Below are 15245 nucleotides of genomic sequence, written 5' to 3'. Positions count from 1 at the left end.
CCAGAGACAGGCCGAGGCCGTGCGGGATCACCGGCACCCCCAGCGCCGTAAGCGGTTCGACGTCGATGTGCGGCACCGACTCGGCGATGACCTCACAGAATCCGAGGCCGGGAAGGTCGTCGACGACGGCCGCGATCTCCGGGCGCCAGCCGATCCCGATACCGGCGATCTCCGGTGTGCTATGTGACCTGCTCATGAGGAACCCTTTCTCTGATGCGCCCCGCCTCGTGGTGATCTCGTTGTCCCGGGTGGTCGTACGCAGTGATCACCCGCCGCATCCGCCGCCACCGCCTCCACAGCTGGATCCGCCACTGCTGCAGCCACTCCAGCCCCCACCACAACTGTGTGACGAACCCCCGTGATGCGAGCCGTCGTCGCTGCCGCCGTAGAAGGCGGACCCGAACCACGATGCTCCGCCGCTGCCCGTGGCACGTCGTGAACGGGCCTTTCTCACGACAGGTGTTGTGGGGGTGGCGATCCCCGGATCGGGGGCCGTCGTCGTCGGGCGGAGCAGCGGGTCGGCGGCCAGGCGCGGATCGAGGAGTGCAAGTGCTTCGATGCCGTGCAGGGCTGCGGCGACGGCGGCGTGGTGTGCTCCGAGGGCGGCGAGCGCGGGCCGGTACTGCGGCGCGAGCAACCTGTGCCGCCGGCGCAGTTCGGCGAGTACCGCCTCGCCGCGCGCGGTCCGCTCACGAGGATGGACTGCGCACCAGATACACACCGCGGCAAGGCATATCACGATGACGACGAGATAGCCGACCGGCTTGCGGTGCGCGAGACCGGCCACGATCCGTGCGAGCCCGAGCACGAGTACCGGGATCAGGACGGCCACCCCGACCGCGCGTCGGCGTGCGTGGCGCAGGCCCACGTCAATGAGCTCCGAGTGCACCTGCCGCAACGGCACCGACACGTCACGCAAGGAACTCGTGCCGCGTCGCGCATAACGGTCACCGACCGCCCGGACAAACCGATCATTCTGTGCGGGTGCAGCTTTCAGTCGATTGGTCGCACGTCCGCTCGAGTTGATATAGCCGGCTGCCCGGAGTTGGGCGACCGCTGCGAGGACCGCATTCTCCTCGGAGACCAGTGCCCCGATCTGTGTGGGAGTGAGGTCGGGGAGATCATCGACCCGCTGGTGGGCGGGACGTCGCCGCACGATGACGACGGCGAGAGCCGCCACCGAGATGACGGCATAGAGGGCGAGGAAGGTCGTGCTGGGGATACCCCAGGTGTCGGGTCCGTTCATGGTGTCACCGGCTTTCTCCCAGTGCGCACGTCTCGCCACGAGGCATGCGCGGAGGTGAACCCGCCCGATTGCGAGAGGCGGGGAAAGGCATCGTCGGCCGGCGCGACGTTGCGCAGGCCCGACATTCGTTGCGGCGGCGGCCGTTCGGTTACTGCTTCTCGGCCCGAGAGTCACTGCGTGTCAGGTGATCTCAGTATCTACGCTGCTTGCGAATGTGCCAGTGGTGAAGGCCTGCCGTGGCCGATTCGTGACCGATTCCATCGGATGCTCACAGATATCGATCCGGTGAGCTGGGGCGATGTGTCAGGGTTTGTTGGCCGGCCAGTTGTAGATGAAGTCCAGCAGACCCGTCCCCGGCCCCTTGGGTGTCTTCAGTGCCGTGCTGTTGATCAGGTAGTAGGTGCTCCCGATGCCGGTCCACACGACTCCGACGACCTGGTGTTCCATGCTCTCGGTCGCCGGGAGGACCTTCGCGAGTTCGGCGAACAGATTCGGCAGCGCCCCGGTGTACTTCACCACCCGGAACCAGGCGGTCTTGCGCAGCGGGGTCTTGTGGCGATCGTTGATGCGTAGCTCGACGTTGGCCTGCGGCGACATCCAGTCGCTGATCTTGGTGACCGGTTGGATCTGCCGGAGATCACTGAACGTCGGATAGAAGACCTGGGACAGGTGGATGTGGAGTTGGTCCTGGCCTCGTCGGTCCTTGGAGTTGACGCCCAGCGCGAGTGGGGAGGACGGCTTGGCCGGGATGTTCGCGACGGCCTCGCGCCACGCACCGGCCCACCAGTTGGGCGGATCGTGGCGCAGGTAGCTGCATTCGATACCCGAGATGCGATTGGTCGGCATGAGCAGCATGTCGTTGTTGCCGTGCGGGTTGTCGCCGCCTCGTCGGATCGCGTAGTAGCGGTTGGGACTCGCCGAGATCTGCTTGACGTAGAGGTTGGACCCGGGCTGGGCGGGGGTGCACCCTTTGACCTGATCCCACAGCCAGAAACGGGCGTTCGTCTTGCCCGAGTCCGACGGGCTGCCGCAGTCGGGTGGGGGAGCACCCCACGCGATGCCGGCGACGCCCGTTCCGGCGACCGCGCCGACGCCGAGGGCGGCCGTCGTGGTGAGGAAGGTGCGCCGACTCAACCCGCGGCTCGGAGTGGATGCGCCCGGCAAGGGGGGGGAGTCGCTGTCCATGGCCGGCCCTCTCACCGATGAGCCCGGCTGGTCGGCCGGTTGCTCCGTCTGAGCCATGAGTGTGCCAGTCGGCGAAGGCCCCGGTTACTCGAACGCCGAAATCGATTCAGGTTTTCCACATGTTTCGCTCAGCGAATTCCGAGCTACTTAGACCTCACAAGTCACACTAGTAACATTGCGTCACAATTGCCACTTGGGTAACCGACTGGTCTCAATGTCGGTGCCCTGTGGTCACGAGCCTGGTGACAGCGGTCCGCACCGCCCTAATGTCCTGGGCGTGCGTTCAAGTCTGAGACGGTCGGTCCACAAGCGCCTGGGCCGGCGAATCGTCGCCGCGACCATCGTGGCGTCGGCGTTGGTGATCTCCCTGTCCAGTGGTGTCGGTGACGCCGATGCGGCATCGCTGAACCGGATCTCGGTCGGGGGGTGCGGGATGCCCGCGAGCCCGGTCGACATCTGGGCCCGGCCGGGCAACTACAAGACGGTGATCGCCCTCGATGGACTACGAGCCACTAGCGACATGAGCGGCTGGCGTCATGAGACCAACATCGCCCGCCTGGCCGACTCGGGCGTCAACGTCGTCGAACCCGTCGGTGGACTCGCGAGTTTCTACACCAACTGGGACACCGCCAGCCCGGGCAACAAGATCAAGTACCGCTACATGTGGACCTGCCGGTTGGACCGGATCGTCGCCGCCCTGGACGCGCGCGGGCTCGCCGTCGGGCCGTGGGGCAAGTACGCCATCATGGGCATCTCGATGGGCGGCGGCTCGGCGATGATCTACGGCGCTTATCACCGCAACCGGATCTCGCATGTGTTCTCGATGTCGGGTTACGTGAACCTGTCGGCCCCGACGATGCGCGAGGCCGTGCGCCTTGCGCTGATCGACGCGGGCGTCGAGGCCGGAGTGGGGCCGTTCAGCGCGGATGCGATGTGGGGCCCGCCGTGGAGCGATCGCTGGCAGCGCAACGACGCGCTCGTCCAGTTGCCGCGGATGCGCGGGATGAAGATCCGGGTCGCCGCAGGATCAGCCGCCTGGGGCCGCTACAACACCGACGCCGTCAACTCCGTGAAAGGCACCCCGCTCGAGGCGGTCGCACTCGCGCAGACCCGGTCATTCGAGGTGGCCGCCGCACTGCAGGGCATCCCGATCACCACCGACTTCCCCACCGTGGGGACACACACCTGGGGTTACTGGCAGGACATGGTCTGGCGCGCCAAGAACTCCGGTTGGTTCCGGGACCGCTGATCACCGGACAGGCGCCGACAGGGGATGCGGCGCCTTGCCTGGGGTGATCGGCGGGTGCGTGGCGGAACCGTCGACGACGTGGCATCGGACCCTCCCCGGGGTCGGGTACCGCGTCGTCGACGGTGCCGTCAGGAGTTCGAACTCACCACTCGTCGAGTGAGACGTAACCGTCCTGGATCGCGCGGGCGAACAACGCCGACTTGGTGTTCGCCGCCCGGCCCACCGCCTCGTACTTGGCCCGGATGCGTGCCACATGGGTGCTCACCGTCGACACGCTGATGAACAGCGCCTTGGCGGCCTCCTGTTTGGACTCGGCGCGCAACCAGGCGACGAGCACCTCGACCTCGCGGCGTGAGAGGTCGGGACGTCGGCTCGCGGGACGGTTCACCGCATAGAGGTGGCGATGGCGGGGATCGAGATGGGGGTGGGGTCGGGAATCGTGCTGGGGTCGCCGATGCAACGGCGGCTCCTCGGTACCGGGGATGATGGTGACCTCCTGATGGATTCGCGCCGCAGCCCGACTCGCCGACGCGCAATGGATCGCGGTGTAGTCCGCGCGGACCAATCTTGGTGCGGAGGGGATGACGAAGCGCGCCGCAGTGGCTGAGAATCGGAAGTCGATACATTTCTCGATACGCTGACCAGCGCGAATCTGGTCCGACGACAGGACTCCTCTCGCCATGGGACCCGATGCCGTGCACACCCGCGACGAGCTCGGCCGCGCCCTCACCGGACTCCGCGAGCGGTCCGGGATGAGTGTGCGCGACGTCGCGTCCGACGCCGACGCGCTCCTGGGCACGGTCGCCGGATGGTTCGCCGGACAGCACGCCCCGACACGGGCGAGCCGGGAGATGTTCGAGCGTGTCCTCGCCGCGTGTGGCGTCGTCGAGGACGCCGACGTCCAGCAGTGGTGGGCCGCGGCCGAGCGGTCGTCGCGGCGCACCCGCAAGTCGGCGTCGTCGGTGTCACCGTACCGGGGCTTTGCTCCGTTCTCGGCCGACGACGGGGCCTGGTTCTTCGGTCGCGACGAGCTGATCGACCGGCTCGCCGAGATGGTTCGCTCCCGGCTTCCCGAGACGGTGCCCGGGCCCGGCCCGGAGCCGGACCAGTCGGTCGGAGAGGGTGGGCCCGACTGGCTGCACGGCGTCGCGGTGGTCGGGGCGTCGGGGGTGGGTAAGTCCTCGCTCGTCCGGGCCGGCCTGTTGCCGCGCATCGGTACCGAGGAGCCGTTCCTCGATTGGCGCGCGGCGGTCATGGTGCCCGGCGACGACCCTGTCACCGCGCTCGAGCAGGCCGCGGCAACTCTCGACGAGACGCCCGGCGACGGTCCGGCGCTGCTCGTGATCGATCAGCTCGAGGAACTGTGGACCCAGGGTGATTCCGCCGGGCGGGCACGGCTGACCACCCGGCTGGCCGAGTACGCCGCGCGCCGGCGCACCGTGGTGATCGGGGTGTTGCGCGCCGACTTCTACGAACGTGCCGCCGCCGGTCCGATCATCGCCTCGGTGCTGGCCAATTCGCAGCTACTCGTCACCCCGATGTTGCCCGCACAACTGCGGGAGGTGATCGTGCGGCCCGCCGAGGTCGCCGGGCTCACCGTCGACGACGATCTGGTGACCATGCTGCTCGACGACGTGGCGCCGTCGACGAGCGTGCGGCCGGTCGGCGCGGGTGTACTCCCATTGCTGTCCCATGCCCTGCGCGCCACGTGGGAGAAGTCTGATCGCCGACGACTCACGGTGCGTGACTACGTCTCGACCGGCCGCATCTCGGGAGCCGTCGAACAGACCGCGGAGTCGGTGTATGACTCACTCGACGACGCGCAGCGGGCCGTGGCGCGCCGAATCCTGTTGGAAATGGTCAACGTCGACGAGGAGACCGTCACCCGGCGCACCGTCCGGCTCGCCGATCTCGACGCCGACGATCCGGCCGGGGACAACCGTCATGTGCTCGAGACGTTCGCCGCGGCACGTCTGGTCACGGTGACGACCTCGCACGCCCAGGTCGCGCACGAGGCGCTGCTGACGGCCTGGCCGCGGCTGGGCGAATGGATCGACGCCGACCGCGAACGGTTGTTGCTGCGGCGCCGATTACAGACCCTGCGGGACACGTGGGAGGCCAACGGTCGGCCCGACGACCTGCTGCCGCTGCGGGCCCGGCTGGAGATGTTCCGGCCGCTCACTGACGACGGCTCCTCGCTGGATCAGGCCAGCCGTGGCTTTCTGGAGGCCGGTGAGGCGCGGGTACGCGCCCAGGACGCCCAGGAACGACGCCGCAGTCGTCAGCTGCGCCGAATCGCTTTGACCGCAGGGGTCTTCGGCATCGTGGCGGTCACCGCGGCGGTCATCGCGGTGATCACCGGCGTGCATGCGGTGGGTCAGCGCGAGCAGGCCGAGGCCGCCCGGAATCAGGCGCTGAGCCGACAGCTGGCCATTCAGTCGAGCGAGTTGGAGGATCGCGACCCGTTTCTCGCCGCGCAGTTGGCCATGGTCGCCTATCAGACCTCGCCGACCCTCGAGGCGCGGTCGCGGTTGATCGACGCGACCGGTCACGGCGTCCCGAATCGCTTTGTCGGCGAGGGCGGGTCGGTGTTGCTGGCCCGCTCGGGGTCACTGCTCGTCGCCGCCGGAGGCGGCGGGCAGGTGCGGCTGTTCGACGTGTCCGACCGCGGGATCGACCGACAGGTCACCACCTTCCGCGCGCCGGGCGGCGGAGGCCGATTGGGCGGGGTGGCGATCCTGCCGGGGACGTCGACGGTTCTTCTCGGCGGTCGCGGCACCCTCACCGCCTGGAATGTCGCCGACCCCGCACACCCGGTGCGCGCCTTCGATTTCCCGGCGGTCGGCGGCGACGTCAACGCGCTCACGGTGAGTCCCGACGGCCGGTTCGTCGTCGCCGGCGTGCCCGAGGTGGGGGTGCAGGCGTGGGTGAGCTCGGCCGGGACGTGGCGTCCGGTGCCGTTGCCGGGCAAGGTCGCCGGAGTCGCCGGCGCGGCCGCGTTCAGCCCGGACGGCCGTTCGCTGGCCACCAGCAGTGCCAACCGTCGCATCGATCTGTGGCGCGTCGACGGCGACGCGATCGTTGCGACGGGGGAGATCCCGCTCGATGCGTGGCGTGATAACGAACTCGCGCAGGGCCTGACCTACACCCCGGACGGTACGCGGCTGGTGGCGGCACTGCGCAGCCGCGTGATCGACGTCGTCGACGTCACCGATCCGGCGGCACCGCGTAAGGTCTCGGGATTCGGCGGTTTCGACAGTTACGTGACGGCGGTGGCGGTCAACGCCGCCGGCACCGAGATCGCGGGCGCGGGCGCCGACAACACACTGCGGATCTTCGACCTGACCAACCCGTCGGCGGCGCCCCGCGTCCTGACCGGTGCGTCGAACCCGGTGTCGGTGGTGTTCGCCGGCGACCATGTGATCGCATCCAGTGATGATGGGCGGGTACAGGATTGGCCGCCGACGTCGAATCGGACGGTGATCGGGACCAACAGTGTCTATCAGATCCCGGCGAACGGTTCGACGACCCGGCTGCTCGCCGCCGACAGCGGCACCGACGGACGGATCACCCAGTGGGACATCGAGTCCGGCGGTCTGCGTCGCGCCGGGCCGGACCTGGTGCCACCTCCGGGCATGGTGTATTCGGGAGCGGTGACGCTGTCGCCGTCGGGCCGGATCGCGACCATGGGGACGGTCACCGGAGCGGTACAGTTCGCCGACATGTCCGATCCCGCCGACCCGCATCTGGTGGGTACGGTCGACGCGCAGCACACCCTCAACGAGACGGTCGACTACAGCGAACAGTCACATCTGGCCGTGACCGGGGCCACCGACAGCAACATCGTCACCGTCATCGATGTCTCGGATCTTGCTGCGCCCAGGGTGGTTTCGACCTTCGACGCCGGCGGCGGGGTGTGGTGGACGACGCTGAGCCCCGACGGTCGCCGGGTCGCGGTGGCGACCTCCACCGGTGTCGTGCAACTGGTGGATCTCACCGATCCGGCGGCACCACGGGCATATCCGCATCCGATCGACTTCGAGGGCGCGGCGCTCGCGGTGCGCTTCTCCGCCCACGGCGACCGGATCGTGGCGACCTCGGAGGAACGTGCGGTCGTCGTCGCCGATATCTCGAATCCGCAAGCGCCGCATACCGTCGCGACGTTGACCGGCCCGGCGGGCCAGCTCTACAGCGCCGGTTTCTCCGCCGACGGTTCCCATGTGATCGCCGGTGGCGGGAATTCCGAGGTGTGGGTGTGGAATCTGGCCGACGGAGGGTCGGCGGAGGTCGTGTTGCGCTCGTTCCCCGGACGGGTCTACGACGTGCGATTCGCGCCCGGCGATCGGATCCTCGCCGCCGGTGAGGCAGGGGTGATCGAGTCGTGGGAGCTCGATACCGGTGCGATCATCGACGCCCAGTGCGCCCAGACCGGCGATCAGATCACCGAGGAGGAATGGGCCACCTACGTCCACGGCATGGGCTATCAGCCTCCGTGCCGCCGGTGATCGCGGCCGTGGGGGCCCGTCCCGGGTAGGTATCGACGCTGGTAACTTGGGCCCAATGCGGTTGTTGCAGCGCCCCATCGGGCACGGCGAGCTCACCCTCGCGGTTGCCGTCGACGGCGATCTCGCCGACAGCCGCACTCCGCCGGTCCTGCTGGTCCACGGGATGGGCAGCGACCACAGCACCTGGCGGCCCTTCGCGTCGATCCTGCGCCGCGCCGGCCGCGCGGTCATCGCGGTCGACCTGCGTGGACACGGCCGCAGCGGCCGTCCGGGGGACTACGCGCTGGAAGCCTTCGCCGCCGACCTGGGATTCGTGCTCGACGAGCTCGATGTGGAGCGGGCCGACGTGGTCGGTCACTCGCTCGGTGCGCACGCGGCACTGCGCGTGGCGATGAACGATCCCGGCCGGGTCCGGTCGCTGGTGCTCGAGGAAGTGCCACCGATGCCACGCGACCAGGCCGATCTCGACGAGGAGATCGTCATGTCGTCGGGCTTCGGTGAACGCGTACGCGGTATCGGCGCCCTGATGCGCAACCCGATGCCGGTGGTCCGATTCGATCGCGCCGTGGGAACGCAGGTCGGCGAGTTCGAGCGCGCCGACCCGCAGTGGTGGGGGCGTCTGGCCGAGGTGTCGGCGCGGACCCTGGTCATCTCCGGTGGTCCGCGTAGCTTTCTGCCCCCGCAGCATCTGCAGTCCATGGCGCAGGCCTTGCCCGACGGCCGCTTCGACGTCATCGACGCAGGCCACTCGGTCCATCGGGACCGTCGTCGCGAATTCACCGCGAAGGCAGGCGCTTTCCTGGCGCAGTGACGCCGGCAGCCCCCTACGCGGCCGGCTTGTTGTGCAGCGGCCGCGGGTCGACGCCGACCTTCTCCCACGCCTCGGCGGCCCACGGCACGTACAGCCACCGCACCGGCAGCCGGTTGAACACCGGGTTGAGTGCCCGCATGAACGTGGCAAACCTCTGGAAGTTCTTTTCGCGCTTGGCATCCCATTCCAGATCACAGACATCACGCATCTGCTGCGGAAGGGTGCCCACCACCACGGTGCGGATGAACGCGTTGAGCGGCGCGGAGACGACGCGCCACACCGGCGCCGGGATGCGGCGCGGCCGTGGCAGACCCTTGCGGATGTATCCGGTGGCGTAGACGACGGTCTTGTGCGGCACGAAACGCTCGAGCATGGAGTCCCAGTACTCGCGGAACTCGGCGTAGGTCTGCGGCTGACTGCGCGCGCTGACACCGTAGAGCTCGTACCAGATCTTGCTCTCGGCGAAGATCTGCTCCTTCTCCGCCTCGGACAACCTGCGGATGAAGGTGTCGGTGATGTAGAGCACCTGATCGACGAAAGTGGCGTGCGCCCAATAGAACAGCTCGGGATTGAGCGCGTGATAGCGCGAACCGTCACTGATGGTGCCCTTGATGTCGCGATGGAAATCGCGCACGGTGCGTCCCCACCTGGCGGGCTCGGCGCTGTAGACGGTGCGCATCACGGGCGGGCCGGTGCGGCGGGCGCGGCCGAGGAAGTCGTCGAAGATCACCGAGTGGTCGAGCACGCCCTGGCCGAGTTGTTCGATGCAGTTCTCGGTGCCGGCGAGGCGCTGGAATCCGAGGATTCCGCGGACGTCGCCATAGAACTTCCAGATGAGCGATTCGGCGCCGAGCCGCGGTGTCGGCGGCGCGTCGTTGTCCGGGGCGGCCGGACCGGGGTTTTCGGGACTGGGGTCGACCAGGACAGGCTGCGCCTCACGGATCGCCGAGTCGAAATCCTGATTCACTGTCATGGCGAGACCTTATCGCACGAAGGAACGAGTTTCCAGATTTGTTTCATCAGTCTGGCCAGTGAGGAGGATCGTGACCGGTCAGAGGTTGCCGACGCCGGAGGAGTTGCTCGAGCACGCGGTGGTGCTCAGCCTGCCGATGCGCACCCGTTTCCGGGGCATCACCACGCGCGAGGTGATGATCGTCGAGGGTCCGGCGGGCTGGGGTGAATTCGGGCCGTTCGTCGAGTACGACGACGAGGAGTCCGCGGCGTGGCTCGCGGCGGGTATCGAGGCGGCGTATCTCGGAGCACCCCCCACACGTCGTGATCGGGTCCCGATCAACGCCACCGTGCCGGCGGTACCCGCATCGGAGGTCGCGGGCATGCTCGCCCGTTTCCCCGGCGCGCGCACCGCCAAGGTGAAGGTCGCCGAACCGGGGCAGACCCTCGACGACGACGTCGCGCGGGTTGCTGCCACGCGCGAGCTCATCGGCCGGGTCCGCGTCGATGCAAACGGGAAATGGGATGTGGCGCAGGCGATCACGTCATTGCGCGCGATCGGCGACCTCGAGTACGCCGAGCAACCGTGTGCCACCGTCGAGGAGTTGGCTGCGGTGCGTCGAGCGGTCGATGTGCCGATCGCCGCCGACGAGTCGATCCGCAAGGCCACCGACCCGATGCGGGTGGTCGCCGCCGAGGCCGCCGACATCGCGGTGCTCAAGGTGGCGCCGCTGGGCGGCATGCGGGCCGTGCTCACCCTGGCCGAGGAAATCGGTCTGCCCGTGGTGATCTCGAGTGCGCTGGACTCCGCGGTCGGCATCGCCGCGGGCGTCGCGGCGGCCGCGGCGCTGCCCGAGGTACCGTTCGCCTGCGGTCTCGGCACCGGCTCGTTGTTCACCGGGGACGTCGCCGACGGCGGCACCCCGGACGACGGTCATCTGCGGCCACGGTGGTTCGGGCCCGGTGACCTCGACGTTCCGTCGACGCTGTGCGCCGCCGAGGACCGCCGGCGGTGGTGGCACGAGCGGTTGCGGCGCGCTCACGCGGTCCTGACCGCGCGCGGGCACCGACTCGGCTGAGGGAGTTTCCCGGCCGGAGGGTGACAGTCGATAGAGACATATCGTAGAGTTTGTTCCATGGTGTTGTGTGGCTCACAGGAGCGGGGTGGACTCGCGCCGGCGCAGGATGCTGCCATGACGGCGCCCTCGTCGGTGTCTCGGGTGCGCTCGGCCGGGAAGTCACCAATCCTCGCGCCACCGCCACCCGGCAGCGATCTACAGGCGATTCCGTGCGCACATCGCAACGGCATCCTCGAGATCATGTCGATGCGTCGCGATCCCTTCGGATTCGCCGAACGTCGTCGCGCCGAGTTGGGTCTCATCTCCGGCATGAGCGCGCTGGGGATTCGGATGGTCCCCGCCGCAGGCCCCGATGCGGCCGCGGAGATCCTGATGAACTCCGATCGGGCGTTCGCCAACGGTCCCGCCTGGAGCTACTTCATCGGCCCCTTCTTCAACCGCGGGGTGATGCTCCTCGACTTCGAGGAGCACCGCCACCACCGGCGCATCATGCAGCAGGCCTTCGCGCCGACGATGCTCAAGGGCTACCTGCAGGAGATGTCGCCGATGATCGCCGAGGCGATGACCCGCTTCCCGACGGGGCGTGTCCACCTGTTCGATCGGTTCAAGTCGTTGACCCTCGACGTCGCGCTCGAGGTCTTCCTCGGCGTCGACCTGTCCGCCGACGAGGCCGCCACGCTCAACAAGGCCTTCGTCGAGACCGTGCGTGCCGGAGTTGCCTACGTGCGCAAGCCGGTTCCCGGCGGCCGGTGGTGGAAGGGATTGCGCAGCCGCAAGGTGCTCGAGGAGTTCTTCTACGCCACCCTGCCCGCCAAGCGGGCGCGTGAGACCCCCGATCTGTTCTCGGTGCTCTGTCATGCGCGCAGCGACGAGGGACACCGATTCTCCGACGAGGACGTCGTGAATCACATGATCTTCGTCCTGATGGCCGCGCACGACACCTCGACGATCACGATGACCCAGATGGCCTACCGGATGGCCGCCGACCCACACTGGCAGGAGCGGGCGCGCGCCGAGTCCAACGCACTCGGCCCCGACATGGGCTATGACGACCTCGGCCGTCTCGACGTGCTCGACCGGGTGATGAAGGAGTCGTTGCGGATGTGCCCGCCGGTACCAGCCCAACCGCGAATCGCGGTCAAGGACACCTCGATTCAGGGGTTCTTCGTACCGGAGGGGACGATGGTCAGTGTTCCGCAGCTGACCAATCATCGTGACCCCGAGCTCTACACGGAGCCCGGGGTGTTCGACCCTGATCGTTTCGGCCCCGAACGCGCCGAGGACAAGTCGCATCGGATGGCCTGGATTCCGTTCGGTGCGGGGGTCCACAAATGCATCGGTCTGTATTTTGGACAAATGGAAATCAAGACGATCATGCATCACCTGCTGCGCGGGTACGAGTGGTCGGTCCCCGCGGGATACACGCTCCCGATGGACTACAGCGCACTACCGGTACCCAAGGACGGGCTGCCGGTCACCGTTCGGGGGTTGCGATGACCCCGGGCGCGCCGGGCACCCACGCCGAGCAGGGCCGTCGCCGCAAGGTCCGCAACACCGACAGCCCCGCCGATCAGAACAGCGCGATCATCGCCGCCGCCGAGGCGGAGTTCACCGAGGTCGGGGTGCGCCGCGCGAACGTCGACGAGGTCGCCAAACGCGCCGGGGTCTCCCGGTCCACGCTGTATCGGCGGTTCCCCAACAAGGAGGCGCTGCTCCTCGGCGTCGCCGAGGAACTCTACGAACGCGGCATGGCCCGGCTGGTCGACGCGGTCCGCGGCCTCGGCCCGCGTGAGGCGGTCATCGAGGCCTTCGCCGCGGGCGCGGCGATGATCTCCGACGAACCCCTGATGCGCCGGCTCGTGCTGACCGACCACGACATGGCGCCGATCACCGCCTCGGTGACCGCCCTGTTCATCGACGTCGCCACCGGACGCGTCGCCGCGACTCTGCGCACCGCCGGTGCGCAGATGCCCGACGAGGATCTGCTCGAGGCCGTCGAAATCCATGTGCGCCTGGTCATCTCGTTCCTGGAGACACCGGCCTCCGACGAGGCGCGGCAGGAGCCGGACCGGGTGCGAGCGTTCGCGGAGAAGTTCCTCGCACCGATGATCTGGTGACCGCCCCGGGCGGCACAACCGAAGTCAGTACGTGATCTCACCAAGGGGGAGTAGTCGATGAGTATGCGCAGCAACCGATTCGGTCGCATCGGGCATGACGAGGTGCGGGCCCGGCTGGCCGACAAGGTCGTGGTGATCACCGGCGGCGCACGCGGTATCGGCCTGGAGACCGCCCGTCAACTCCTCGACGCCGGGGCGCGGGTGGCGATCGGCGACGTCGACAACGAGGTCCTGGCCAAGGCCGCCGCCGACCTCGGGGTGGAGGGGGTCGAGGTCGACGTCACCGACCGGGCGAGCTTTGCCGCCTTCCTCGACGAGGTCGAGCAGCGTCTGGGGCCGGTGGATGTGCTGATCAACAACGCCGGGATCATGCCCGTCGGGTCCTTCCTCGAGTTCGACGACGCGTTGATCCGCCGGACCTTCGACATCGACCTGATCGGTGTCATCACCGGCAGTCAGCTTGCCGCGCAACGAATGACGGCCCGACGGTCCGGGCAGATCGTCAACATCGCCTCGGTTGCCGGCCGGCTTCCGATGCCGGGTTTGGCCGTCTACAACGCCGCGAAATCGGGGGTCATCGAGTTCTCCGAGGCCCTCGACGCCGAACTGTCCGACCACAGCGTGCGGGTGAGCACCGTGATGCCGACCTTCACCCGCACCGGCCTGATCTCGGGCCTGGCGACCAATCGCTACATCCAGACCGTCGAACCCGAGGTCGTGGCCGCCGCCGTCGTCGGGGTCATCGCCGAGCCACGCACCCGTGTGGCCGCCCCGCGGGCGATGCGGTGGGTGGACGCCAATCCCGTCTTCCCGCAGGCGTTCAAACGTCTGACGCGCCGACGCACCGGACTCGACCGGATCTTCCTCGACTACGACTCGGCCGGCCGCGCCGACTACGACGCCCGCATGCGGGGGCGCGCGACATCCTGAGCGTCACGGCCCCGCGTTATGATCGTGCGGTGCTGGCAAGGAGGCGTTGACGATGCCGTGGCCGACACCGCCGACATCGGCATCCCCGTCGATCCGGGCGGACCGGGCGGCCCGCCGCGAGTTGCGGCGCGCGGTCGACGATCTCGACGAGGTGCGCCGGGCGAACGGTCGGATCGTTCCGCTGTCGCGATGGTGGTGGACGGCCTCCGCGCTGGTCGTGACCGCTGCACTGGTGGTCGCGGGATTCGGTGTGGCGGCGTGGGTGCGCGCCGCGAATTCCTGGACCGATGCCGATTTCACCGACGTCGCCACCGACATCGTCGCGGAGCTGTTGAGCCCTGATCCGACTGCACCGCAACGGGTTCGGTCGGTACTCAATGATGCGACCGGTGCCTTCTACGACGAATTCGCACAATCGGCGGACTCCTACACCGCATTCGTCCGGCGCAGTGGAACCGCGGCGAGTGCCACCATCGACGGCACCGGAATCGTCACGCGCACCACCGATTCCGCCGTGGTGCTCGTCGCGGCGACGGTGGGCTATCAGCAGACCGGGCAGGCCGTGGCCGACCGCACCTTCCGGTTGCGGCTGGCCGTCACCGACGATTCCGGACGGCTCAAGGTCGCGGCGGTGCAATACCTCCCATGAGAATTCCGCTGCGCACCCCTGCCACCCGTGACCGCATCGTCGCACCCGGCGCTGCGCTGATCGCCGCGGCGGTGGCGGTCGTGGTGATCGCCGCACTGGTGGCCGTGGTGATCGCCACCGCGACGTCGTTGTCCGATCAGCGACGGACCGCCGACAATCGGGACTCGCTGCGTGCTCATGCCGGTGCGATCGTCGCGCAGGTGTTCTCCGTCGATAGCGCCACCTGGCAGACCGATCGGGCTCGCGCCCGCACCCTGGTGGCCGGGGACTTCGCCGGATCGTTCGCCGCGCAACTGCATCGCGCCCCGCCCGCGGGCACGGCGTCGGTCCGGTGGCATCCCGACACGGTCGCGATCATCGACACCGGTCGCGAGGACGGTGACGCCCTGATCCGCGCGACCGTGCTGACCCGCACCGGAACGGGACAACAGAGTACCGAAAAACTCACGCTCCGCACGGGATTCGTGCTCCGCGACGGACGGTGGCTGTTGCGTGACGCGGAGGGGGTGTCGTGACTCCGCCG

Annotated in this window: 14 protein-coding genes; 9 read left to right on the top strand and 5 right to left on the bottom strand. The window is 68.5% G+C overall.

Annotated features, from left to right (window positions below):
* The 3 genes from B1964_RS17950 to B1964_RS17940 form a co-directional block, all read right to left on the bottom strand.
* On the bottom strand, positions 1-196 hold a 196-nt coding region (locus B1964_RS17950), incomplete at its 3' end, for a DUF692 family multinuclear iron-containing protein (protein WP_139765784.1).
* Positions 197-265: 69 nt separating this feature from the next.
* The gene (locus tag B1964_RS17945; protein WP_079930713.1) at positions 266-1246 is read right to left on the bottom strand and encodes a TIGR04222 domain-containing membrane protein; all 981 of its coding nucleotides are present in this window, start codon (positions 1244-1246) and stop codon (positions 266-268) included.
* A gap of 303 nt (positions 1247-1549) precedes the next feature.
* The gene (locus B1964_RS17940) at positions 1550-2431 is read right to left on the bottom strand and encodes a CDP-diacylglycerol diphosphatase (RefSeq protein WP_079930712.1); all 882 of its coding nucleotides are present in this window, start codon (positions 2429-2431) and stop codon (positions 1550-1552) included.
* Positions 2432-2708: 277 nt separating this feature from the next.
* Between B1964_RS17940 and B1964_RS17935 the strand changes: the two genes are divergently transcribed.
* Positions 2709-3680: an alpha/beta hydrolase family protein gene (locus B1964_RS17935; RefSeq protein ID WP_014361039.1), complete on the top strand. Its 972-nt coding sequence runs from the start codon at positions 2709-2711 to the stop codon at positions 3678-3680.
* A 142-nt stretch (positions 3681-3822) separates the two neighbouring features.
* Here the strand turns inward: B1964_RS17935 and B1964_RS30055 are convergent, their stop codons facing one another.
* Positions 3823-4068: a LuxR C-terminal-related transcriptional regulator gene (locus B1964_RS30055; RefSeq protein ID WP_026919927.1), complete on the bottom strand. Its 246-nt coding sequence runs from the start codon at positions 4066-4068 to the stop codon at positions 3823-3825.
* Positions 4069-4360: 292 nt separating this feature from the next.
* Between B1964_RS30055 and B1964_RS17925 the strand changes: the two genes are divergently transcribed.
* Together B1964_RS17925 and B1964_RS17920 are read left to right on the top strand one after the other, a co-directional pair.
* Entirely contained in the window at positions 4361-8185 is a 3825-nt protein-coding gene (locus B1964_RS17925) for a hypothetical protein (RefSeq protein WP_079930711.1), read from the top strand.
* A gap of 55 nt (positions 8186-8240) precedes the next feature.
* Positions 8241-8996, top strand: coding sequence for an alpha/beta fold hydrolase (locus B1964_RS17920; RefSeq protein ID WP_079930710.1), 756 nt, complete (start codon positions 8241-8243; stop codon positions 8994-8996).
* Between the two features lie 13 nt (positions 8997-9009).
* On the opposite strand, the gene B1964_RS17915 is transcribed toward B1964_RS17920, so the two are convergent.
* Positions 9010-9969 (bottom strand): oxygenase MpaB family protein, encoded by a 960-nt coding sequence (locus tag B1964_RS17915; RefSeq protein ID WP_079930709.1) that lies wholly within the window; start codon positions 9967-9969, stop codon positions 9010-9012.
* A gap of 70 nt (positions 9970-10039) precedes the next feature.
* Between B1964_RS17915 and B1964_RS17910 the strand changes: the two genes are divergently transcribed.
* From B1964_RS17910 to B1964_RS17885, 6 genes are all read left to right on the top strand, one after another.
* Complete coding sequence (locus B1964_RS17910; protein WP_079930708.1) at positions 10040-11026, top strand: o-succinylbenzoate synthase; 987 nt, start codon at positions 10040-10042, stop codon at positions 11024-11026.
* A gap of 114 nt (positions 11027-11140) precedes the next feature.
* Positions 11141-12523, top strand: a complete 1383-nt coding sequence (locus tag B1964_RS17905) for a cytochrome P450 (protein WP_172398880.1) — start codon at positions 11141-11143, stop codon at positions 12521-12523.
* Positions 12520-13143, top strand: coding sequence for a TetR/AcrR family transcriptional regulator (locus tag B1964_RS17900; RefSeq protein ID WP_006367858.1), 624 nt, complete (start codon positions 12520-12522; stop codon positions 13141-13143). The genes B1964_RS17905 and B1964_RS17900 overlap by 4 nt, the downstream gene beginning before the upstream one ends.
* Before the next feature lie 63 nt (positions 13144-13206).
* Entirely contained in the window at positions 13207-14073 is an 867-nt protein-coding gene (locus B1964_RS17895; RefSeq protein ID WP_172398881.1) for an SDR family oxidoreductase, read from the top strand.
* 52 nt (positions 14074-14125) lie between these two features.
* A complete protein-coding gene (locus B1964_RS17890; RefSeq protein ID WP_079930705.1) occupies positions 14126-14722 on the top strand; it encodes a hypothetical protein in 597 nt (198 codons plus the stop codon).
* A complete protein-coding gene (locus B1964_RS17885; RefSeq protein ID WP_079930704.1) occupies positions 14719-15237 on the top strand; it encodes a hypothetical protein in 519 nt (172 codons plus the stop codon). Before B1964_RS17890 ends, B1964_RS17885 begins: the two co-directional genes overlap by 4 nt.
* Positions 15238-15245 lie beyond the last annotated feature (8 nt).

Source organism: Gordonia sp. i37 (assembly GCF_002043085.1).
GTDB classification, from domain to species: domain Bacteria; phylum Actinomycetota; class Actinomycetes; order Mycobacteriales; family Mycobacteriaceae; genus Gordonia; species Gordonia polyisoprenivorans.
Note: the sequence above shows the minus strand (reverse complement) of the source record. Positions and strands in the feature narration are given on the sequence as shown.

Excerpts from the sequence above, each read along its gene's own strand:
- B1964_RS17920 (WP_079930710.1), top strand. The coding sequence starts at position 8,241 with ATGCGGTTGTTGCAGCGCCCCATCGGGCACGGCGAGCTCACCCTCGCG.
- B1964_RS17905 (WP_172398880.1), top strand. The coding sequence starts at position 11,141 with ATGACGGCGCCCTCGTCGGTGTCTCGGGTGCGCTCGGCCGGGAAGTCA.
- B1964_RS17945 (WP_079930713.1), bottom strand. The coding sequence starts at position 1,246 with ATGAACGGACCCGACACCTGGGGTATCCCCAGCACGACCTTCCTCGCC.
- B1964_RS17915 (WP_079930709.1), bottom strand. The coding sequence starts at position 9,969 with ATGACAGTGAATCAGGATTTCGACTCGGCGATCCGTGAGGCGCAGCCT.
- B1964_RS17895 (WP_172398881.1), top strand. The coding sequence starts at position 13,207 with ATGCGCAGCAACCGATTCGGTCGCATCGGGCATGACGAGGTGCGGGCC.
- B1964_RS17885 (WP_079930704.1), top strand. The coding sequence starts at position 14,719 with ATGAGAATTCCGCTGCGCACCCCTGCCACCCGTGACCGCATCGTCGCA.
- B1964_RS17890 (WP_079930705.1), top strand. The coding sequence starts at position 14,126 with ATGCCGTGGCCGACACCGCCGACATCGGCATCCCCGTCGATCCGGGCG.
- B1964_RS17940 (WP_079930712.1), bottom strand. The coding sequence starts at position 2,431 with ATGGACAGCGACTCCCCCCCCTTGCCGGGCGCATCCACTCCGAGCCGC.
- B1964_RS17900 (WP_006367858.1), top strand. The coding sequence starts at position 12,520 with ATGACCCCGGGCGCGCCGGGCACCCACGCCGAGCAGGGCCGTCGCCGC.
- B1964_RS17925 (WP_079930711.1), top strand. The coding sequence starts at position 4,361 with ATGGGACCCGATGCCGTGCACACCCGCGACGAGCTCGGCCGCGCCCTC.